The organism is Candidatus Poriferisodalis sp. (assembly GCF_965237655.1).
In the GTDB taxonomy this organism is placed as follows: domain Bacteria; phylum Actinomycetota; class Acidimicrobiia; order Acidimicrobiales; family Poriferisodalaceae; genus Poriferisodalis.
In genome coordinates this window covers 1246696-1267718 of record NZ_CBDEGB010000002.1, presented here as the reverse complement: position 1 = coordinate 1267718, position 21023 = coordinate 1246696, and the positions used below count along the sequence as shown (strand labels likewise).

The following is a 21023-nucleotide window of genomic DNA, read 5'->3' as shown; positions in this document are numbered from 1 at the left end:
TAGTCGACGTCACGCCACCCGAGTGGCTCTACGCGTCGGAGCTGTCCAAGATCGCTTCGACGTCGTTCCCCCATCCGAGTCCAGCTATCTCGGTCATTTGCCGCATCCATCCGAGCTTGGCTGCCGTTGACCCATGAACCAAGAGCAACCACTCAGTGTGTCCGTCGACCGGGCGGTAGTTCGGTTTGCCAGACTCCGCTTGCAGCCGAGGATCATCGTGCCGCGCGGCACGAGGCCATTTCCGTTTCGGCGATCCATGCGCTGCTAGTTCGCTAAGGAATCCCGGCTTGAGTTGCTCCAGCACCGATGCAAGCGAGGTCAGTGTCTCCCATCCGTTCTGAGCCGGCCGAATAGTGCCGCGAATGCGAAAGCCGCGCAGGTTGCCCGACCCCGAGTTCGGCTTGGGAAGCTTCGGTTCTGAAGGCCTGGGCCCGGTAGGTTCAGCCGCGTACTTGCGCAGGAAGTCCTCTGCCTTGACGCTGAGATTGCCCTGCTTCTTGGCCTCGATGAAAACCAAAGGCTTGCCGAGGGAGCCCAGAAGAGCTTCATCAACTCGGCCGTTGTCGACCTGATACTCGACTTGCCACTGCTGAGGATCGGCGTCATCCCATCTCAGCATGCAGATGACTTCACGACAATGAGAGGAATCGTCGATCACGACCCATGTGGTCTAACCATGAAGGTCTCGATTATTCCCTCTGGCGACCGAAGGCGACCGTGAAGCTGGTGGGCGATGTTCGCTGTAGCTGGCCGCCGCTGTCGTGCAGTTGGTGGTGACAGCGGGAACACAGAAGTGCGAGATTGTCGATGTCTGTGCGGCCTCGAGCTGGGGCCTGCCAGGGAATGATGTGATGGGCTTCGCACCATGTGGGTGCGGCTGCGCAGATCACACAGTGGCGATCTCGGGCGAGCAGCGCACGCCACTGGGGGTCGGTGACGGTGCGGACTCTGCGTCCGTGCCAGAGCGGCTGCCCACGTCCGTCGAAGACGAGACCGAAGATGTCGGCGCCGCAGGCCAGACGCTCAAGAACGTGGGTGGGAATGGGACCGGTGCCGGGGATCTCGCAGTCGGCCCACTTGTCGCCGAGCACGGCGCGTGTGTCCGCGACGATCACCAGTTGATTGCGACGTCGCAGTGAAGCATCGCAAGACAGCTGCGACGTGGCCTTGGGAACCGCCCCATTCGCAATGGGCAGCGGCTCGGATTCGACCAAAGCGACCGTTCCAGAGCCAGCCGTCAACCCAGTGAGGTGATCGGGTGCCAGGGGTGGCAGCGGTGCCGGCGGCGTCCAGCCATTCCGTTCGGCGATCGAGGCGGCATCGCGGAGGTCGACCTCGGCGTACCAACGCCGGGCGGCACGGCGATTGTCGGTGCCGACCAACGCTGAGAGCGCGTCGGCGCGGCATTGGGTGTAGGTACGCGGCTCGGGAGCATCAGGGCGGGCATCGTGACGGTCGGCCTCGGCAAAGCGCTGAGCGACATCTTCGATGATCGCCTTGAACGCTGCACCGGTCGCAGGATCCATCAGGGCAGTGGCCTTGATGAGACCTTCCGCGGTCTGGGTGATGCTCAGCCCCCGAAGAGCACGCTGGCGGCGATATTCCTCGTCGGGCGTGAGCCCCTTGCGAAGCTCGCGTACCCAGTCATTGGCGGCCCGGCGGGTGCGCTCCACGTTCGTCGAGGATGCAACCTCCAGCAGCCGTGAAGCGTCGTTGACCGCATCGGTGCCAGCGAGACCGGCTGCATTCGTGAGCACATCCGCATGCTCCCCAGTGATGTGCCCCTCACTCAACGCCGCCTCGACATTTGGCATCTCCGCCAACGCCGCAGCGCGCCCTGCCGCACGCTTCGCCGTCGCTGCCGAACAGCCAGACAGCCGCCGAAGCACCGCCTCGGAGCGGTCGCCGAAGTCGTCCAGCCGGTTGATCTCGGCAGCAAACCGCGCCTCGCAGGCGTCTACCGCTGAACGCACACGGGTGAGTGCTCGAATGCCCTGTTCGAGATCGTCACGGGACAACCCGGAGGCCTCGGCTGAGCAAATCGTCTCCGCTGCCTCGACCAACAAGCCGGCAGGCCCACCAACCCCGCCCGAATTATCGAGATCGGCTGGTGACTCGAACGGAATCACGCCCGGCCGCCCGGCCGCATCCGCGTGGGGGAAACCTTGCCCCGGGCATGATGACCGCTCCGCATCGAACTGTCCACTGTCTCGATAATCATCCATTGTTTTCACTCCTTTCAATGCTCTTCTACAGTATATCAACACACACAAACGAACGTATGCATTTACGCATATTCGTTCGCTGCACATCCAAGCATCACCGTGTGACACTCACGATTGGAGGGTCAGCGGCAGCGTCTATTTCGCCCCGGTGATCGCTGCGAAGTGCTCGCGTACCTGAGCCGGACGGTGGGCGCGCACGTACTCGGGATTCTGGGACAGTGCGAGGTCGAGCAGCTCGAGCCGGTCCCGAGACTGCAACCACGGCACCGGCACGTACAGCGGCAGGTCGAATCGGCGTAACTCCCCGAGACCGCTGTAGATCGCTCGCTGGTACACGGCCCGCTCGGGCCAGTCCATGTCATGCGGCCCGAAGCCGACGCCGCAGTCGAGCAGCAGTCGCTGTCCGATGCCAGCGCGCCTCAGGCGCTCAATGTGGTGCTCGAACCACTCCGCCATCACGGCGACCGGGTCGCCGCTCACGTCGCGAACGCTGCGAAAATCCCGCCCCAGCATGAACGGGAGCACCACAGCCACCTCTCGGTCGGCCGCAAGCTCAACCATCTCGGATTGCTGCAGCGCGTCGCCGGCATTCAGCACGGCGGCACCCGCATCAAGCGCCCGACGAGCGACTGCGGGCTTGCGGGTGTCGATCGCCACGTCGGCGCCGAGGGCGAGCAGCCCTAGCAGCGGTCCCTCAATCCGCTGCCACTCGACCCCAGCACTGATCTCGTCGCTGCCAGGTGTAGAACCCTCACCGCCGAGATCGAAAAAGTCGGCGCCCTCAGCCAGCAGCTCAGCACCGCGTGTCGCAGCCTCATCGAAGCTGCGCACGACCGAGAACTCGGCCTTCGAGTCGGGAGAGGCGTTGACCACGCCGAAGATCTCCACGGCCGCAACATAGTCAGGGCATGCCGACTGCGGCCGGGGACCGGTTCGGCACCCGGTCGAGCTGACCGTGTCGAAGCGTCAGACGAGGTCTGGATGCCGGAAGCCCTCAGCCGAGGGCGGGATGGCAATCGAGCGGCCGACCTGCGGCGGTACTGGCAGCTCCTGGTGCACCGACCAGATCTCGCTGAGCCGCTCGAACGGCTCGTCGGCCATCGGTGCCACACGGCGCGTCGGCCCGTCGATGTTCAGCGACATGACCTCGCAGATGGCCGCCACGTAGTCATCTCGCGTCTGGGTCATCACCTGGAACGCATGCACGCGCTTGCGGTCAAAGCCCAACAGCTGGACGGAGATCACGTATGGCTCGTCGAGGCCAATCTCACGCACGTATGCGATGTGGTTCTGCGCCGAGAACGTGGTGATGTCCCGCACTGCCCGATGCGCCGTTCCGAGGCCGATGAAGTCCATCCAGGGCGCAATGGCGTCATCGAAGGCCACCAGGTAGTAGCCGGCATTGAGGTGACCGTTGTAGTCGATCCACTCGCGCACCACGGTTCCGCTCATCACGTCAACCGGCGCTGCGGGAATCGGGTCGGTCGGCTGGGGGTTCTTCGCACCGTTGCTCACGCTTGACTCCTTCTCGCCGTCGGCTGGCGCGCGGTTCGGTTCAGCCTCATTGGTCTCATGGCGCCCCGAAGTCGACCGACTGGCGCGCTCAGTGCCGCTCTGCCGCCGGTGACGCTGCTGCGATGGCCGGCACACCGGCAATGGTCTCCAAACCGTTGCCGCCGGCGTCGTCAGCGTCAACCCGAACAGGCCAGAACACCTTTGGCGGTGCCCCGAGCAGCGCATCTGACTGCGGTCGCCTCATCGCAGCCACAGGCCGTTCGGCACGCAACCTGGCGGACGCCGCGCCAACAATCTGTGCGGGCACCTCGACTGCATGCGAGGGCGCGAGCGGGCCAGGCCGCGGCAGTGGAGGTGGCGAGCCGGGCGGCCCCATATACGTCGGGAGAGGAAGCGGATGACGTGTCATCGGCAGAAGGACGACAACTCCCACCGCCGCGATTACGCCCGAAATGGCGATTGGCAAACCGATACCTCCAGTTGCGTCGGCGGTGAAGCCCATCAAGGGCGGTCCGATGAGCGCTCCGGTACCGGAGCTGAAGAACAGCATGCCCATGACCGTGCCGAGGCCCGCCAATCCGAACAGGTGAGCTGTGACGTCACCGAGCAGCGCCACGAAGCCGCCATAGGACACTCCGAGGACCGAAGCGAAGACGATCAGCAGGACGAACTTTGCCTCCAGCCCGCTCACTCGGGTCGTTGCGAACCAGATCGCGTAGGCGACGGGCAGCCCGAAGAACGCGATCTTGATCAGCCGGACCGAGCCCAGCGGTCGGGCCAGGCTCGTGAGCGCCATGCGCCCCACGATGCTCGAGAAGCCGATGATCGTGAACAGCGCCACCGCTGCTCGCGGCGGGAGGCCATCGTCCTGGGCGAAAGTAACAACCGAACCCAATGACCCGATGACGGCCACGGTAAAGAACACACCCGCGGCCCCCATCTGCCAGAAAGCAGCGGAACGCACCACCAGAGAGACGTGACGCTTCGCGTCGCCCATGTCCATCTTCGGCGGCCGCTTGATCATGAAGAGCGCTACGGCAAAGATTCCAGCTGCCACCACTGCGAGCGCCTTCATGCCGCCACGCCATCCATAGACCTCAAGCAGCCATTGCGCCAGTGGCGCGAACAGCATCATTCCCACCCCCGAGCCGGTCGCCACGATGCCTTGAGCCACGGCGCGATGACGAGCGAACCACATTGCCGTGAGTGCGAACAACGGTGCGTTGAACAGGCCTCCACCGAAACCCAGGCCGACACCGAACAGCACATATCCGTGCCACAACACCGATACCTGCGACATGGCGAAGAGACCGCCGCAGAACATCGCTCCTCCGACGATGAGCAGCGGAGCGATGCCGAACCGGTCGTACAGGCGGCCCGAGACCAGAGCACTGCCGAAGAACAGAAACACTGTGATCCCGAACACGAGGCTGATCGGTCCGTGCCCGGTCCCGAACTCGTCCGCCATGCTCTTCGCGAACGCGTTGAAGCTGTAGATCGTCCCGAACGCCGCCATGACGCTGAGGGCCGCGCCGCAGGCCGTGACCCAGCCGCGTGCCGAGTCGAGGTGCGTCGGGCCGCTGGCCATCACCGTTGCGAGGCTACGGCGGCAGCGCCGGCTCTGCGGAAGGATGCCTCAAGCCTGCCGCGGACGACCGCAGGGCTCTGCGGGGTCGTCAGCCCAGACCCGAGACGTCGCGGACCGCACCCTTGTCGGCGCTCACGGCCATGGCGGCATAGGCCCGCAGTGCTGTGCTCACCTGGCGTGGACGAGGCTTCGCTGGCTGCCAGCCAGCTGCATCCTGCTCTCCACGCCGCCGCTCCAGCTCGGCATCGTCGACGGCGAGGTTGATCGTGCGGTTCGGGATGTCGATCTCGATGGTGTCGCCGTCGTTCACGAGACCGATGAGCCCACCTGAGGCCGCCTCGGGCGAGACATGGCCGATCGACAAGCCCGAGGTTCCACCGGAGAAACGCCCGTCGGTCACCAGCGCGCACGCCTTGCCGAGCCCCTTGGACTTCAGGTACGAGGTCGGGTACAGCATTTCCTGCATGCCGGGGCCGCCCCGGGGGCCCTCGTAGCGCACCAGCACGACATCGCCGGCAACGACCTTGCCGTCCAGGATGTGCTCAACCGCCTCGTCCTGGCTCTCGACGACGTGAGCGGGGCCAGAGAACACCCAGATCGACTCGTCTACCCCGGCGGTCTTCACCACGCAGCCGTCGGGCGCGAGGTTTCCGTACAGAATGGCCAACCCGCCGTCGGCCGAATAGGCAAAGTCGACCGAGCGGATGCAGCCCCGCTCGCGGTCGACGTCGAGCGTCCGGTAACGCTCGGATTGGCTGAACGCGACCTGCGTCGGGATGCCCGCCGGACCCGCCCGGAAGAACTCAGCCAGCGATGGATCGTCGTTGGTGGCGACATCCCAGCGGGAGATGGCCTCGAACATCGTCGGCGAGTGCACTGTGGGCACCTGGTTGGCAATGAGACCGGCCCGGTTCAGTTCGGCCAATATGCCCATCACGCCCCCGGCGCGATGCACGTCCTCGACGTGGAAGAACTCCGAGGCCGGCGCCACCTTGCAGATGTTCGGCACCTTGTGCGACAGCCGGTCGATATCGGCCATCGTGAAGTCCAGACCGGCTTCCTGCGCTGCTGCCAGCAAGTGCAGGATCGTGTTGGTGGAACCGCCCATCGCGATGTCGAGCGTCATCGCATTCTCGAAGGCCTCGAAGCTGCCGATCGCCCGAGGCAGTGCCGATTCATCGTCTTGCTGGTAGTAGCGCCGGCACAGCTCGACCACCAAGCGTCCCGCCTCCAGGAATAGTTCGCGCCGATCCGAGTGGGTCGCCACCACCGTTCCGTTGCCAGGCAACGACAGTCCCAGCGCCTCGGTCAGACAGTTCATCGAGTTGGCGGTGAACATGCCCGAGCATGAGCCGCACGTGGGGCAGCCCGACCGTTCCATCTCGGCCACATCCTCGTCACTCACCGACTCGTCGGCCGCCACGACCATGACGTTGATGAGGTCCACCTTCTGGGTGGCCAGCTTGGTCTTGCCGGCCTCCATGGGCCCGCCCGACACGAACACCGTCGGGACGTTCAGGCGCATCGCCGCCATGAGCATGCCGGGGGTGATCTTGTCGCAGTTGCTGATGCACACCAGAGCGTCGGCGCAGTGCGCATTCACCATGTACTCCACCGAGTCAGCGATGAGATCTCGTGACGGCAGGCTGTAGAGCATCCCGTCGTGACCCATAGCGATGCCGTCGTCGACGGCGATGGTGTTGAACTCCTTGGCAACGCCGCCAGCGGCCTCGATTTCACGGGCAACAAGCTGGCCCATGTCCTTCAGATGCACGTGGCCGGGCACGAACTGGGTGAACGAATTCGAGATGGCGATGATCGGCTTGCCGAAGTCCTCGTCGGTCATGCCGGTCGCCCGCCACAACGCGCGAGCCCCGGCCTGATTCCGGCCAGCGGTGGAGGTGACGGATCGGTAGCGCGGCATGGGATCAGCCTACGCCTGGGCTGCCTCATCTGACGGCCCAGTAGCCTGCCCGACCTGATGGCCCTCGACGCCGCGGCCCCGCTGACTGACACGCTTCTCATCCGCGTGACCGGTCCCGACGGCCCGGGCATCACGACCGACCTGCTCGCCTACCGGGTTGGGATCATCTCGGGCGGCTTCACGCACTTCACCGACCATCTGGCCGAACGCTTCAAGTTCGATCACGCCTATGCGAACGAACTCGACGTCCGCAACGGCAGACTCACCGGCGAGTTGGTCGGCGACATCGTGGACGCCGAAGCCAAGGCGCGGCTGCTACGCCAGATCGCCTACATCGAAGGTGTGCCTCTCGAGCAGATCGTGGCCGTCAGCGAGGTGCAGCGCTCTCCAGATCGGCAATCGTCCGCGTGCCCTGACAACTTCATCGCGCACAGGTAACTTCGGGGTCGGTGCAGGGCCGAGCCGAGCCTCATGTCAGCGGACGCGATCGAGCCGATTCGCGGCAGCAGGCCCGAGCGGTCGCACCCTGCCCCCATTCACGACGACAGGAGCGCGCTCATGGCTGAAGTGACGATCTATCACAACCCCCACTGAAACTCTTCGCGGAATGCCTTGGCGGTCGCCGAGGAAGCTGGAGTCGAAGCCGACATCGTCCTGTACATGAAGACACCGCCCGACCGCGAGACGCTTGAGCACCTCGTGTCGATCCTTGAGGATCCCGTCGAAGATCTGGTGCGCAAGGACTCGCAGTTCAAGAAACTGGGCCTGAACGCCGACGATTACGTCGGCAATCCCACGGCGGTCGTCGAGCTGCTGAGCCAGCGCAAAGCGCTCATGCAGCGCCCCGTCGTGGTACGCGGCGACCGGGCCATCGTCGGACGTCCGAAAGATCGCATCGCCGCACTGCTGGCTGGCTGAGACCCTCCGCTGATGACTGACGCCAGGGGCAGCCGCGCCGGTGAGACCGGTGTCGACCCCGCGACCGGTGGCCTCTGCACGCCGCTGTTCGAGTTGCACTCCGAGCTTGGCGGCCGGATGGCCAACTTTGGGGGTCATGCACTGCCGATGCGATTCGAGGGCACCATCGCCGAGCACCGTGCAACCCGCACTGCAGCGGGATTGTTCGACGTGAGCCACATGGGCATCATCGAACTGCACCCCAACCGCAGCGACGAGGTTGCCGACGTCGCGGCGTGGCTGGAACGTTGTATTCCCGGCTCTGTCGTCAACCTGGCCCCGGGGCGCATGCGTTACACGCTGTTCACCACGTCCGCTGGCGGCGTGCTCGATGATCTCATCGTGTCCAACTACGGAAACCGGCTGCGCGCTGTGGTCAACGCCGTGCGCGCCGATGCCGATCTCGCGATGCTGCGCGGCGTCAACGGTGGAGGCGACGACGGCGACGTACGCATCGCGGTGCGCCATGACCTGGCACTGCTGGCACTTCAGGGGCCCGCCGCGGTTGAAGTGCTCGCACGCTGGGCGCCGCCGGCAGCCGAGCTCGCGTTCATGTCGACGGCCGCCATGTCGATCGACGGAGTCGAGTGCGAGGTGTCGCGCTGCGGGTATACCGGCGAAGACGGCTTTGAGATAGCCGTGCCCTCGACCGAAGCGGCGCATCTCGCGCAGCTGCTGCTCGGCAGCGACGAAGTCTCCCCGGCAGGACTCGGCGCCCGCGACACGCTGCGGCTCGAAGCGGGCCTTCCCTTGGTAGGCCACGAGCTCACCGAGGCGACGACACCTGCCGAGGCCGGTCTCGGTTGGTCTATTCCGAAGCGGAGGCGTGCCGAAGGCGGCTTTCCCGGTTCCGAGACCATCACAGCCCAGCTGTGCGAGGGGCCGCCGAGGCACCGGGTCGGCGTCGCGGCGCAGGGCCGCCGGCCCATCCGCGACGGTGCTGTGCTGGCGGACGCCGACGGCGCGCATGTCGGCATCGTCACCAGCGGCGGATTCGGACCCACCGTCGACACGCCGATCGCCATGGCTTATGTGGCCGCCGAACACGCTTGCGACGGCACCGAGTTATTCGCCGAGGGCCGCAAGGGTCCCGAGCCATGCCGGGTCGCCCCGCTGCCCTTCGTGGAACATCGCTTCTGGCGACCGTCGTGAACAGCTCGCCGAACGCAAACAGGGTCCCAAGATATGAGTGACACGTATGAGTGATTCCCAAGAGCACCTCGCAGCATCTGGGGAGTTCGCAACGCGGCACATCGGTCTGCGGCCCGACGACATCACCGCCATGCTCAAGCGTCTCGGGTTCAGCTCGCTCGAAGAACTCGTCGATGCCGCGGTCCCTGCCGAGATCCGGCTGGACGAGCCGCTCGAGCTCGCCGGCCTGCGACGGCCGATGAGCGAGACCGAGGCACTTGCGGCAATCAAGCAGCTGGCCGAAGCCAACACTCCGGCGCGCTCGCTCATCGGGCTCGGCTACTACGGCACGCTCACCCCAGCGGTCATCCGGCGGGGCGTACTCGAGGATCCGTCGTGGTACACCGCGTACACGCCGTACCAGCCTGAGATCTCCCAAGGCCGGCTCGAGGCATTGCTGAACTACCAGACGATGATCTGCGACCTGATGGGCATGGAGATCGCGAACTCGTCGCTGCTGTGTGAAGGCACCGCCGCCGCTGAGGCGATGGCTATGGCGCGTCGGATAACGCGCAGCGGACCCGATCGCTTCTTCGTCGACGCCGATTGCCACCCGCAGGTGATTGATGTGGTTGTCACGCGTGCCATGCCCCTCGGGATCGACATCTGCATCGGCGATCCCGCCACCGACCTGCAGCCAACGGAGGTTTACGGAGCACTGCTGTCCTATCCCGGCAGCAGCGGTGCCGTCCGCAACCTTGAACCTGTGATTGAGGCACTGCACAGCACAGGGGCCATTGCGACGGTTACCGCCGACCTGCTGGCGTGCTGCCTGCTGCGGCCACCCGGCGAGCAGGGCGCCGACATCGTCGTGGGCAGCTCGCAGCGATTCGGCGTTCCGCTGGGATTCGGCGGACCGCACGCGGCATTCCTTGCAACCAGCGAGAAGCATCGGCGCTCGATACCCGGGAGGCTCGTCGGCGTCTCGCGCGATGCCGCCGGCCGGCCCGCGTACCGGCTGGCGTTGCAGACCCGTGAGCAGCACATCCGGCGTGAGAAGGCCACCAGCAACATCTGCACCGCACAGGTGCTGCTTGCCGTCATGGCGTCGATGTATGCCGTCTGGCATGGCCCCGAAGGTCTTGTCGCTATCGCAGAACGGATACACGGGTTGACTGCCGGGCTCGCTGCGGGCCTTCGCAGCAGCGGCCTGCACGTGCGCAACACATCGTTCTTCGACACGCTGACCGTGGAAGTCCCCGGCGGACCCGACCGGGTGCTGGCCGCCGCCGCGGACGCGGGCATCAACCTTCGGCGCGTCGACGACGACACGCTGGGGGCGTCGCTTGACGAGACATGCGGCGACGCGACGGTGGCTGACGTGCTCACAGCGTTCGGCGTTGCTGGGGCGACCGAAGCCCACAGCGGTGCGTTCGTCGCTGCACCGGCAGCGACGGCTCTGTCGGGCATCGCATCGGAGCTCAAGCGCACGACCGAGTTCCTCACACACCCCACATTCGGCGCGTACCGCTCCGAAACCGAGATGATGCGCTACCTGCGGCGTCTGGCCTCATACGACGTTGCCCTCGATCGTTCGATGATCCCACTGGGCAGCTGCACGATGAAGCTCAACGCCGTGGCCGAAATGACCCCGGTGACCTGGCCGGAGTTCGCGGATATCCACCCGTTTGCACCGGCAGACCAGTCCGCGGGTTACCGACGGCTTATCGCCGATCTCGAAGCGTGGCTGGCAGAGGTCACCGGCTATGACGCGGTGTCGCTGCAACCCAACGCCGGCTCGCAGGGCGAGTTGGCAGGTCTGCTGGCAATCCGCCGCTACCACGACGACCGGGGCCATCCGCACCGGACCGTGTGCCTCATTCCCTCATCGGCGCACGGCACGAACGCTGCTTCCGCAGTGATGGCGGGCATGCGCGTTGTCGTGGTGGGCTGCTCCGACGACGGCGACGTGGATCTCGGAGACCTCGACGCCAAGATCGCCGAGCACGGCGAGCAGTTGGCGGCTTTCATGGCCACCTACCCATCCACGCACGGCGTGTACGAGGACGGCATCCGGCAGGTTTGCCTCAAGGTGCACGAAGCGGGTGGGCAGGTGTATGTCGACGGTGCCAACCTCAACGCGCTCGTCGGCTTGGCGGCACCCGGCACGTTCGGTGCCGACGTCAGCCACCTCAACCTGCACAAGACGTTCTGCATTCCTCACGGCGGTGGGGGTCCAGGCATCGGTCCGGTCGCTGCGCGGCTGCACTTGGCGAAGTACCTGCCCAATCACCCGCTGGAGCCAGATGCCGGCCCCGATACCGGTCCTGGTGCGATCTCGTCTGCCCCGTGGGGATCGGCGGGCATCCTGCCGATCCCTTGGATGTACATCGCAATGATGGGAGCCGAGGGACTGACCCGAGCCACCCAGGCCGCGATCCTGTCTGCCAACTACTTGGCGTCCCGCCTTGGCGAGCACTTCCCGATCCTGTACCAAGGCCGGCACGACCTGGTCGCCCATGAGTGCATCGTGGACCTGCGGCCGTTCTCCGAGTGGGCGAGCGTCGATGACGTGGCCAAGCGGCTCATCGATTTCGGCTTCCACGCCCCGACCATGTCGTTCCCGGTCGCCGGGACGCTCATGATCGAGCCGACCGAGAGCGAGTCGCTGGCGGAGATCGACCGGTTCTGCGACGCCATGGCGACGATCCGAGCCGAGATTGACAAGATCGCCTCGGGCGAATGGCCAGCCGACGACAACCCGCTCGCGAATGCGCCGCACACAGCGATCGATGTGCTGGCCGACGAATGGGACCATCCGTACTCGCGTACAGAGGCTGTCTATCCGGCGGGCACCAACGTGGCGTCGCTGGTCGCGGACAAGTACTGGCCGCCGGTCAGCCGTGTCGACGGCGCCTACGGGGACCGCAACCTCATGTGCGCCTGTCCCGATCCACGCGCCTTCGAGACCGCCTAGCGTTCGCCTATGGCGCGAGTCGATCCTGCAGTGCTGGAGATGCCGGCCGATGCCGGCCTCGGCACGATGCCGTACTTCTCCCACATCGACACCTGGCTGCGAGCCGAGATCGACGGTCTCAGCGACGAACAGCTCGACTTCGACGACCAGTCTCCGGATCGGGAATGGATGTGGTGGTCGATCCGGCGCCAGATCTCGCACATCGCCTGGGTGTCGCTGATCTTCTCGAAACGCCGCTGCGGATCTCTGCTGTGGCCTCACGGCGACATCCCAGAACCCATCGTGTGGTCCGAGCATCACCAGGGACGTAACAACAAGCACGGTCTGCGCCTCGATCCTGCGCTGTTCTGGGATGTGCCCGACCTGGCAGACAAGCTGGACCTCGGCCTGAGCTGGATGCGCCATGTCGTCGCCTCCCATCCCGTCCAGACCTTCCGCGAGATGGTCGAATCACGTCACAGCACGCTCTTCTGGGACGACGCCATCACTGTGCTGCCGCGGGGCGCCTGGCACGACCCTGACGACGAGCGTCTCATCGTGAACACGCTCGAGTGCGCAATCTGGATGCTCTTCTACGAGATGGCTTCGCATATCCGCACCATCGGGCGCCTCAAGGAGATCCAGGGACTGCCGACTGCGATCGAGCTGACGCGCTTCGGCTATCTGCGCCTCCCCCACTATTGGGGTGAGACCGAAGCACCGGCCCCAAACATCACCAAGCTGTAGCCGCCATGGCGCCGAAGATCATTCTCGACTGCGACCCCGGTCATGACGACGCCGTCGCCATCCTGCTGGCGGCTCGCCACTGCGAACTGCTGGCCATCACGACCGTGTCGGGGAATGCGCCGCTGCACATGACCACGGCGAATGCACTGCTCATGTGCCAGCTCGCGGGCCTCGACGTACCGGTGCACTCCGGCGCGGACCGCCCCCTGCTGGTGCCGGCCGCCCATGCACCGCGCGCCCATGGACACACCGGATTGGACGGCCCGCCCCGGCCGGAGGTGCACCACACCGCAGCGGGCAACGATGCGGTGAGCTGCATCATCGAGACAGTCCGGGCTCACGACGACGTCTGGCTCGTCCCGGTCGGACCGCTGACCAACGTGGCGCTCGCCGTTCGGCAAGCTCCCGACATCGTCGAGCGTGTGGCAGGCATATCGCTCATGGGCGGTGCGGTGGGACCAGGCAATGTCACGCCGACAGCCGAGTTCAACATCTGGGCCGACCCCCACGCCGCGCAGATCGTGTTTGCCTGCGGCGCACCGCTCGTTCGCATGGCGGGGCTCAACCTCACCCACCAGCTGTGCGTGGGGCCCGATGTCATCGCTCAACTCCGCGACCACGGCAGCACGGCGGCGACGTTTGTGGCCGGACTGTTCGATTTCTACCTCGCTGGCTATCGCGAGCGGGCCGGCCTGGAAGCTGCGCCCCTGCATGATCCCTGCGCAGTCCTGGCGGTCACCCATCCCGATCTGTTCGAATTCGGCGCCCGTCGCGTCGGCGTGGAGACCGAGGGCGGGCTCACGCGCGGCGTGACGGTGGTCGACGAGCGACCAGGAACCGAGGCCACGCCCAACTGCGAGGTTGCCTACCGCATCGATGCCGAAGCAGCCCTCGGACTCATCGTCGACGCTGTGTGCAGCTACGACTGACGACCAGTCCAGCGCCGCCTCCCGCTCGGGCCGCATCTACCGCTCTTGTTCGCTTCGCTCACCGGCCGCTCGGGCCGGGGGCCTCGGTACCGTTGCCGCTGTGTCGGACAACAGCTCAGCATTCCGGCTGAGCCAGTACAGCCACGGTGCGGGCTGAGCATGCAAGCTCGGTCCCTCCGAGCTGGCGCAGGTGCTGCGCCATCTGACTCCCCCGACTCACCCCGACCTCGTGGTCGGCACCGAAACCAGCGACGACGCCGCCGTGTGGCGGCTCGCCGATGGCCAGCTGCTGGTGACCTCGGCGGACTTCTTCGCACCGATCATCGATGACGCCCGCACCTGGGGCCGCATCGCTGCAGCCAACGCCGCCAGCGACATCTACGCCATGGGCGCCAAGCCGTTGTTCGCGCTCAACCTGGCCGCTTGGCCCCGCGACGTACTGCCGCTGGATCTGCTCGGCGAGGTGCTAGCGGGCGGCGCCGACGCCGCATCCGACGGCGGCTGGGTCGTGGCCGGGGGCCACACCATCGACGGACCCGAACCGCTCTACGGCATGTCAGTGACCGGCGTCTGCACAGCGGGCGCTCACGGGGAAGGCCTGCTCACGAATGCCGGCGGGCAGCCCGGCCAAGCGCTGGTGCTCACCAAGCCGCTCGGCACCGGTCTGCTGGCGACCGCGCTCCAGCGCTCGGAACCAGAATCGGTCTCCCAAGGGGGCGAGCTGCACGCCGCCTACGAGGCCGGCATCGTCGAGATGGGCCGGCTCAATGCTGCAGCGACGGACATCGCACTGTCGGTGGGTGCGACGGCAGCAACCGATATCACCGGGTTCGGCTTGCTCGGCCATCTGGCGGAGCTGGCCATGGGCAGCGGCCTCAGTGCTGTGGTGGACGCGCCGGCAGTGCCACTGCTGCCTGATGTGCTTGGGCTCGCGAAGGGCGGCTTCGCGCCAGGTGGCACTCAGCGCAATCTCGATCATCTGGACGGCCGGCTTGACGGCGGCGACACGCTGTCCCGAACCGTGCTGGGCGATCCGCAGACCTCGGGCGGCCTGCTGTTCGGCTGCGAGCCGGGGCGAGCCGACATCGCCATGCGCCAGTTGCGCGACTGCGGGCATGGCGCAGCGGTGATCGGCGAACTCACTGAGGGAAACACCGGCACCATCACCATCACCGGCAATGTCGGCCCAGGCGCCGATTGAAGCTGACACATGGTCGCTTCACAGGAGCAGACCGGCGGCACCGCAGAGTCGTCGGGACCAGCCGCAGCACCGGCACGCGCCGCCGGCCGAACATTGCGCCGTGGTGTGTTTCCCGGCTCTTTCAACCCGCCGACGAACGCGCACCTCGCGATCAGCGAGGCGGTGCGCACCCAGCATGCTCTCGACGTGCTCGTGTGGTCGGTGAGCCGGGTAGCCCTTGCCAAGGAAGAGGTGTTGCGTCCCCGACTGGTTGATCGGGTGAGGGTGCTCACTTGGATTGCCGAACGGTTCGACTGGCTGGAAGTCAGCGTGACCGATGTGCAACTGCTGTCGGAAATCTCCGCCGGCTTCGACGTCATCGTGATGGGTGCCGACAAGTGGCACCAGATTCACGACTCGGTCTTCTACGGCAACGACTCCGCCCGCCGCGATGCATCGATCGCATCACTGCCATCGGTGGCGATCGCTGCTCGTCCGCCGCATGAGTGTCCTGCCCATCTGGTGCTCAACCTGCCGGACTGGGTGGGCGCAGTGTCGAGCACGCAGGCCCGCACCACCGATCCGGATCTGATGGTCCCCGAGGCGGCGCGCTTCGACGCCGAGACCGGCGCGTGGACCGATCCGGCGCGTTACGAAAAGTGGCTTGTGCGTCAATAAGGAGAGCAATGGACGAGATTCTCGATGTGGACTTGCTGGCATTCGAGCAGGGCTCGGCGACTCAGCGCCGAGCGGTCACCGACGGCGTCATGACCAGCCTGCGGACCGGCTTCGTCTACACAGCACACGACCTGTCGGGCGGCTTGCTCGACGACGCTTACGACGTGCTCAGCAGGTTCTTCGCGCTCGAGCCTGACGCCAAGGCGCGCTATGTCGATACTGAGTCGTTTGGTGCCCGCGGCTACACCGGACCGCTCACCGAGACTGCCGCCGTCTCCGATCTGCCCGACTGGAAGGAGATGTTCAACTGGAGCGACCTGCCGCCGGCCGGTCATCCGCTCACGGTCAAGTACGCGCGCTGGTACCGACCATCCGTCTTCCCGGACGTCGACATTGCCGGCGCAGGCGAGACCCTCACCGAGTTCCATCGCCGGCTCGTGGACCTGCAACGGCGATTCCTGCGGGTCATCGCCGAGGGGATCGGCGCCCACGAGACCTATTTCGACAACATGACCACCTACGGCACGCACCTCAGCCGAGCCATCCACTACCCGCCGATGTCGAGCGCCCCAGACGGCGGTGCTGAGAGTCACATCTGGGCCGACGAACACACCGACATCAACCTCATCACTGCACTGCCCCGTGCGAGCGACCGCGGCCTGCAGGTGCGCATCGACGGTGAGTGGGTGGACGCAGCTCCGCCTGCCGACCACGTGATCGTCAACTCGGGGATCATGCTGGAGCACGTCACGAACGGCCTGATCGGCGCCGGCTGGCACCGAGTGAAGGCCGACCCCGACCAGCGTGCCGACCGGCTTAGCGTGGTGCAGTTCTGCCACCCCCGGCCCTCCACAGTGCTCACACCAGCACCGTCAACGGTCACCGCCGAAAGGCCGTGCCGCTACGAGGCCGTCTCAGCCGAAGACCGGCTCGAAGAGGTGATCTGGGAGATCAACCTGATTCCCGACGCCCGCCGGGTTGAGTAACCCCGCTGGCTACAGCTCAAGCAACGCGTTCTCGATGACCTCGGTCAAGGCAGGGTGGATGTAGAACTGGTCGTGCGCCATCTGGTCGACGGTCTGGCCGAACGTCATGCCCGAGATGAGCTGCTGGATCAGCGTGGAGGCCTGCGGGCCGATGATGTGGGCACCGAGCAGCTCGCGGGTCTCGGCATGCGCTATCAGCTTGGCGAAGCTGGTGTGGTCTTCCATGGCCCAGCCGTAGGCCGTGTGGCCGAACGGCTTGATCGCTACTGAGATCGGCAGACCGGCCGCTCGGGCGTCCCGCTCGGTCAAGCCGACAGACGCGACCTGCGGGTGAGAGAACACGGCATGAGGAACCAGCCGTTCCGACACCGAGCGCATGGGGCCGTCTGCGACACCCTCGGCCACGAGCAGGTTGTGCCGGAGCGCGCGCACCTGGGCGTTGGCGAGATGCTTGAGCTGGATCTCGCTGGCAAGGTCGCCGAAGGACCACACCCCCGGCGCGCTCGCCCGGAAATGCTCGTCGACCAGCACGCGGCCGCCGTCGTGGGCCACCCCGGCCGCTTCAAGATTCAGCAGGTCGCCGTTGGGAACCCGTCCGGTGGCCACAAGCAGGACATCGGCACTCACCTGCTGGTGTTCCCCACCGATGCTCAGCTCCACCGAGACGCCGCTGCCCGGCTCAGGACTCACCTGGGTGATGGTCGCGCCGAGCCGCAGGTCGAAGTGTCGCTGCGCTGCGCTGGTGTATGCCTCGCGACACATCGTCAGTCCTCAGCCCGCAACAGCCGCTCGCTGCGGTTGATCATGGTCACTTCGGTGCCCAGCGCCGAGAACACGTAGCCCAGCTCGGCAGCGATGTAGCCCCCGCCCAGAACGATCATCCGTTGCGGCAGCTCGTCGAGCCGCATGACGGTGTCCGACGTGTGGTAGGGCGTGCGATCCAGGCCAGGGAACGGCGCTATGAACGGCCGTGCCCCCGAGCCCAGCACGACGTGGCGGCCGCGGATGCGCTCCGTGCCGCCGTCGTTCAGCTGGACCTCGAGCTTACGATCGCCCACGAAGTGCGCCTGGCCCAGAAAGACGTCGATGTTCGGGCAGACGGTCCCGCAGCGGAACACCTTGCCGCCCTCGGCGATCGGATCGATGCGCCCGAAGACTCGATCCCGGATGGCGGGCCAATCCGCGCCCTCGAAGGTGGCCGAGATGCCATAGGCAGCGGCGGTGTGGATGGTGTCGGCCACATCCGCCGCGTACACGAACATCTTCGACGGGATGCACCCCACGTTCAGGCAGGTGCCGCCGAACCTGCTGCGCTCGACGAGTGCGATCGACCAGTCGTCGAACTCGGGACCCGGGATCGAATTTGCCGAACCGCTGCCGACGATGACGAGATCGAAGCTGTTTGGATCGGACGCAGCCGGCATCACACGAGCGCCTGGTAGACGAGCGCCTTCAGCTCAGGCCGGATGGGATGAGTGCTCGAGGGCAGCAGCTGCGTCAGGAACACCACGGTGATGTCCTCGACCGGGTCCACCCAGAACGCCGTCGATGCGGCGCCTCCCCAAGCGAACTCACCCTTGCTGGACACGACCTTGGCCTTCGCAGGATCGAGCACGACCGAGAAGCCCAGCCCGAAACCCACGCCATCGAAAACCGCCTCGGAGAACAGCGCCCGGCCGCACTCGGTGAGGTCAGTGCCGCCAGGCAGATGATTGCTGGCCATGAAGTCGAGGGTGCGCCGACCGATGACGCGGGCCCCGTCCAGCTCGCCGCCGTTGCGAAGCATCAGGGTGAACCGGTGGTAGTCGCCCATTGTCGACACCAGGCCGCCGCCGCCGGACAGGATCTTGGGCGGCGCCAAGTAGGCAGACGTGCGCGGGTCGTCGATGAGGGAGCGTTGCAAGCTCGGATCGTCGGGGCGATAGGCCGGAATTGATGGCCCCGTGTTGCCCGCAAAGTTGCGCGCTGCCAGGACGGCTGTCGTGTAGCTGGCTGCGAAGCGCTCAGCGTCGGCGGAGGGCACTTCGAAGCCCGTGTCGGCCATGCCCAACGGTCCGGTCACATGCTCGACGAGGTAGTCATCGAGCGATTGGCCAGAGACGAGCTCGACGACACGGCCCAGCACGTCGGTGGAGTAGCTGTAGTTCCACTCGGTACCCGGATCGAACAGCAGCGGGAGCGATGCGAGGGCTTCGCAGGTTTCTTCGAGATTGCCGGGAGCCCCCCAGTTGAAGCCGTTCGCCCGGTAGAGCGCATCGACCTCGTTCGAGAAGTGAAAGTCGTACGTCAGGCCCGAGGTGTGGGTCAACAGGCTGTGGATCGTGACCTCGCTGGCCGGTTCGGTTGTCTGGTACTGCATCACGTTGCCGCCCGCGAATACGCGCGCATTCGCGAACGACGGAATCCACCGAGACACCGGGTCCTTGAGCTGAAAGAGGCCCTGTTCGTACAGCTGCATGGCTGCGATCGACACGATCGGCTTGGACATCGAGTAGATGCGATAGATCGTGTCGGACGTGACCGGCAGGGACCGCTCGCAATCCCGATCGCCGTAGCGGTGGGTGTACGCGATCTTGCCACCGCGCGTCACGAGTGCCGAGACGCCGGGCAGGCGGCCATCGTCGACGTAGCGATTCAGGTGCGTTGTGATGCGTCCCAGCCGGGCAGGGTCGAACCCCACCTCGGTCGGCTCGACTTCCGCCTCAATCGATCCCATCACTGCCTCCGACGGTTCTGCGCTGCGGTTTCGCAGGTTACGGCGCAGGTGCGCGCAGGGCGCGTCGCCAGGGGGTGAGCGAGCACTCGCTCCGTCGCACAGGTGATTCGAGCGTCGGGGTGAGCGCGTTATATCGACATTGATCGAGACAACACAGCCATCGAAGAAATAGATCGAGGATAATGCACTTGACAGCAACCGAGTCGGCACGGCTAAAGTGCGCACGCTTGCCGGGCACATTGCCATCCGGCCTGAGGTCCCGGCATCAATTGTGGGAACGGAAGGCGGAGTGGTTGTGACGAGAACCTATGAATTCAGTGTGTATGTGGAAGGTGCCGACCTCACCGTTGCTTCGACGGTCGAACAACTGGAACGAGCTGGCTATACCCATCCCGCAGCTGCGGCAAGCGTTGGCATTCAAGCGCTCGTGTTCTCCCGGCCCGCAGAACGCCTCGCCGATGCTGCCGAATCAGCAGCGGCGGAGGCAGAGTGCATCGCTGAAGTGTGGATTGCCCGCAACGTCCGAAGCGGTGCCGTGGCGGTGTTCGACCCCGTCACGATGGAACCCATGGACCTTGATGCCGATGCGACGCCGACCGATCCGACTGCTGCAATGCCAGCGCGGCCCCAGCGGAGAATCGGTCGCTCCCAGCACATCGGTTCGCCTCTCCCGTTGCGCTAGCCAGCGCCGGAGCGGACTGGTCTCGCGAGGCCGGACCTAGAGTTCTCCGGTGTGGATGTCGGCAGCAGGCGAAATGGCTGACGAGCAGTTGCTCTCGCGGCTGCTGATTGTGCGGCACGGTGAATCAGTGGCAATGGCTGAGGGAATCGTCGGCGGACCCAAGGGATGCCGCGGCCTCACCGACCGGGGTCATGCTCAGGCTGCAGCACTCCGTGACAGATTCGCGGCCGGGCGCGAACCTGTGGTGCACTTCGTGTACACGTCTCCATTGCCGCGAGCTCGTGAGACCACCGACATCGTGCTGCCGGCACTAGGCGGGGACGAGCGGGGCAACCTCGACGTTCGCATCCATGACGACCTCGAGGAAATACGTCTTGGTCCCATCGACGGCATGACGTGGGAGGCCGCACGTCAGCAATTCGCTTTCGTCCGCTCTGACGGGCAGCCCTACGCACCGGTTGTACCCGGTGGGGAGAGCCGAGCCGGGTTCCGTCACAGAGTTGCGCAAGTGCTGAATGACATTGCAGCATCGCATCCGGGCGCCACGGTATTCGTGGGGTGCCATGGCGGAATCGTGTCCGCAGCAATGGCGATGGCATTCGGCATCCCGCCCGCCCAACCGGGCGTCGGCGTAGTCACTGCGGTGACCTCGATCACCGAGCTCGAGCTGCTCGACGGCGACAACGGGCTGCTCGACGGCGACAAAGGGCGACGCTGGCAAGTGCGTCGCTTCAACGACGCTGCCCATCTCACCGCTGTCGAAGCGGCCTGAACCGATAGCTCCCGCTTCGCAGAACACACAGGCGCTG

Annotated in this window: 17 protein-coding genes and 2 pseudogenes; 11 read left to right on the top strand and 8 right to left on the bottom strand. The window is 65.8% G+C overall.

Features of this window, described 5'->3' with window-relative positions; translation table 11 throughout:
* Positions 1–28: 28 nt before the first annotated feature.
* The 6 genes from ACPXYO_RS13940 to ilvD form a co-directional block, all read right to left on the bottom strand.
* Complete coding sequence (locus ACPXYO_RS13940; RefSeq protein ID WP_423921615.1) at positions 29–619, bottom strand: hypothetical protein; 591 nt, start codon at positions 617–619, stop codon at positions 29–31.
* 70 nt (positions 620–689) lie between these two features.
* On the bottom strand, positions 690–2225 hold the full coding sequence (locus tag ACPXYO_RS13935; protein WP_423921612.1) for an HNH endonuclease: 1536 nt from the start codon (positions 2223–2225) through the stop codon (positions 690–692).
* Between the two features lie 135 nt (positions 2226–2360).
* The gene (locus tag ACPXYO_RS13930) at positions 2361–3113 is read right to left on the bottom strand and encodes a dihydropteroate synthase (RefSeq protein WP_423921610.1); all 753 of its coding nucleotides are present in this window, start codon (positions 3111–3113) and stop codon (positions 2361–2363) included.
* Between the two features lie 78 nt (positions 3114–3191).
* On the bottom strand, positions 3192–3740 hold the full coding sequence (locus ACPXYO_RS13925) for a thioesterase family protein (protein ID WP_423921607.1): 549 nt from the start codon (positions 3738–3740) through the stop codon (positions 3192–3194).
* A gap of 88 nt (positions 3741–3828) precedes the next feature.
* On the bottom strand, positions 3829–5328 hold the full coding sequence (locus tag ACPXYO_RS13920) for an MFS transporter (protein ID WP_423921604.1): 1500 nt from the start codon (positions 5326–5328) through the stop codon (positions 3829–3831).
* 88 nt (positions 5329–5416) lie between these two features.
* A complete protein-coding gene (gene ilvD / locus ACPXYO_RS13915; RefSeq protein WP_423921601.1) occupies positions 5417–7252 on the bottom strand; it encodes a dihydroxy-acid dehydratase in 1836 nt (611 codons plus the stop codon).
* Between the two features lie 57 nt (positions 7253–7309).
* Between ilvD and ACPXYO_RS13910 the strand changes: the two genes are divergently transcribed.
* The 9 genes and pseudogenes from ACPXYO_RS13910 (at position 7310) to ACPXYO_RS13870 (ending at position 16816) form a co-directional block, all read left to right on the top strand.
* Positions 7310–7690 (top strand): haloacid dehalogenase-like hydrolase, encoded by a 381-nt coding sequence (locus tag ACPXYO_RS13910; protein WP_423921598.1) that lies wholly within the window; start codon positions 7310–7312, stop codon positions 7688–7690.
* Positions 7691–7861: 171 nt separating this feature from the next.
* Positions 7862–8170, top strand: a pseudogene (locus ACPXYO_RS13905) (arsenate reductase family protein); the annotation flags it as partial.
* A 12-nt stretch (positions 8171–8182) separates the two neighbouring features.
* Positions 8183–9361 (top strand): glycine cleavage system aminomethyltransferase GcvT, encoded by a 1179-nt coding sequence (gene gcvT / locus ACPXYO_RS13900; protein ID WP_423921595.1) that lies wholly within the window; start codon positions 8183–8185, stop codon positions 9359–9361.
* 46 nt (positions 9362–9407) lie between these two features.
* The gene (gcvP, locus tag ACPXYO_RS13895; RefSeq protein ID WP_423921592.1) at positions 9408–12317 is read left to right on the top strand and encodes an aminomethyl-transferring glycine dehydrogenase; all 2910 of its coding nucleotides are present in this window, start codon (positions 9408–9410) and stop codon (positions 12315–12317) included.
* 9 nt (positions 12318–12326) lie between these two features.
* Entirely contained in the window at positions 12327–13043 is a 717-nt protein-coding gene (locus tag ACPXYO_RS13890; RefSeq protein WP_423921590.1) for a hypothetical protein, read from the top strand.
* Between the two features lie 5 nt (positions 13044–13048).
* Positions 13049–13972 (top strand): nucleoside hydrolase, encoded by a 924-nt coding sequence (locus ACPXYO_RS13885; protein ID WP_423921587.1) that lies wholly within the window; start codon positions 13049–13051, stop codon positions 13970–13972.
* A 100-nt stretch (positions 13973–14072) separates the two neighbouring features.
* Positions 14073–15173 (top strand): selenide, water dikinase SelD, encoded by a 1101-nt coding sequence (gene selD / locus ACPXYO_RS13880; RefSeq protein ID WP_423921585.1) that lies wholly within the window; start codon positions 14073–14075, stop codon positions 15171–15173.
* 9 nt (positions 15174–15182) lie between these two features.
* Positions 15183–15830: a hypothetical protein gene (locus tag ACPXYO_RS13875; RefSeq protein ID WP_423921582.1), complete on the top strand. Its 648-nt coding sequence runs from the start codon at positions 15183–15185 to the stop codon at positions 15828–15830.
* An 8-nt stretch (positions 15831–15838) separates the two neighbouring features.
* The gene (locus tag ACPXYO_RS13870) at positions 15839–16816 is read left to right on the top strand and encodes an isopenicillin N synthase family dioxygenase (protein ID WP_423921579.1); all 978 of its coding nucleotides are present in this window, start codon (positions 15839–15841) and stop codon (positions 16814–16816) included.
* A 9-nt stretch (positions 16817–16825) separates the two neighbouring features.
* On the opposite strand, the pseudogene ACPXYO_RS13865 reads toward ACPXYO_RS13870, so the two are convergent.
* Both ACPXYO_RS13865 and ACPXYO_RS13860 read right to left on the bottom strand, forming a co-directional pair.
* Positions 16826–18240: pseudogene (locus ACPXYO_RS13865) on the bottom strand (mycothione reductase).
* Positions 18240–19532 (bottom strand): serine hydrolase domain-containing protein, encoded by a 1293-nt coding sequence (locus ACPXYO_RS13860; protein WP_423921576.1) that lies wholly within the window; start codon positions 19530–19532, stop codon positions 18240–18242. The pseudogene ACPXYO_RS13865 and the gene ACPXYO_RS13860 overlap by 1 nt, the downstream one beginning before the upstream one ends.
* Positions 19533–19827: 295 nt before the next feature.
* Between ACPXYO_RS13860 and ACPXYO_RS13855 the strand changes: the two genes are divergently transcribed.
* Positions 19828–20214: a hypothetical protein gene (locus ACPXYO_RS13855; protein ID WP_423921573.1), complete on the top strand. Its 387-nt coding sequence runs from the start codon at positions 19828–19830 to the stop codon at positions 20212–20214.
* Between the two features lie 55 nt (positions 20215–20269).
* A complete protein-coding gene (locus ACPXYO_RS13850; protein WP_423923866.1) occupies positions 20270–20986 on the top strand; it encodes a histidine phosphatase family protein in 717 nt (238 codons plus the stop codon).
* Positions 20987–21023: the final 37 nt, after the last annotated feature.

Excerpts from the sequence above, each read along its gene's own strand:
- ACPXYO_RS13875 (WP_423921582.1), top strand. The coding sequence starts at position 15,183 with ATGGTCGCTTCACAGGAGCAGACCGGCGGCACCGCAGAGTCGTCGGGA.
- ACPXYO_RS13910 (WP_423921598.1), top strand. The coding sequence starts at position 7,310 with ATGGCCCTCGACGCCGCGGCCCCGCTGACTGACACGCTTCTCATCCGC.
- gcvT (WP_423921595.1), top strand. The coding sequence starts at position 8,183 with ATGACTGACGCCAGGGGCAGCCGCGCCGGTGAGACCGGTGTCGACCCC.
- ACPXYO_RS13850 (WP_423923866.1), top strand. The coding sequence starts at position 20,270 with ATGTCGGCAGCAGGCGAAATGGCTGACGAGCAGTTGCTCTCGCGGCTG.
- ACPXYO_RS13935 (WP_423921612.1), bottom strand. The coding sequence starts at position 2,225 with ATGGATGATTATCGAGACAGTGGACAGTTCGATGCGGAGCGGTCATCA.
- ilvD (WP_423921601.1), bottom strand. The coding sequence starts at position 7,252 with ATGCCGCGCTACCGATCCGTCACCTCCACCGCTGGCCGGAATCAGGCC.
- ACPXYO_RS13920 (WP_423921604.1), bottom strand. The coding sequence starts at position 5,328 with ATGGCCAGCGGCCCGACGCACCTCGACTCGGCACGCGGCTGGGTCACG.
- ACPXYO_RS13940 (WP_423921615.1), bottom strand. The coding sequence starts at position 619 with ATGCTGAGATGGGATGACGCCGATCCTCAGCAGTGGCAAGTCGAGTAT.
- ACPXYO_RS13885 (WP_423921587.1), top strand. The coding sequence starts at position 13,049 with ATGGCGCCGAAGATCATTCTCGACTGCGACCCCGGTCATGACGACGCC.
- gcvP (WP_423921592.1), top strand. The coding sequence starts at position 9,408 with ATGAGTGATTCCCAAGAGCACCTCGCAGCATCTGGGGAGTTCGCAACG.
- ACPXYO_RS13860 (WP_423921576.1), bottom strand. The coding sequence starts at position 19,532 with ATGGGATCGATTGAGGCGGAAGTCGAGCCGACCGAGGTGGGGTTCGAC.
- ACPXYO_RS13890 (WP_423921590.1), top strand. The coding sequence starts at position 12,327 with ATGGCGCGAGTCGATCCTGCAGTGCTGGAGATGCCGGCCGATGCCGGC.
- ACPXYO_RS13870 (WP_423921579.1), top strand. The coding sequence starts at position 15,839 with ATGGACGAGATTCTCGATGTGGACTTGCTGGCATTCGAGCAGGGCTCG.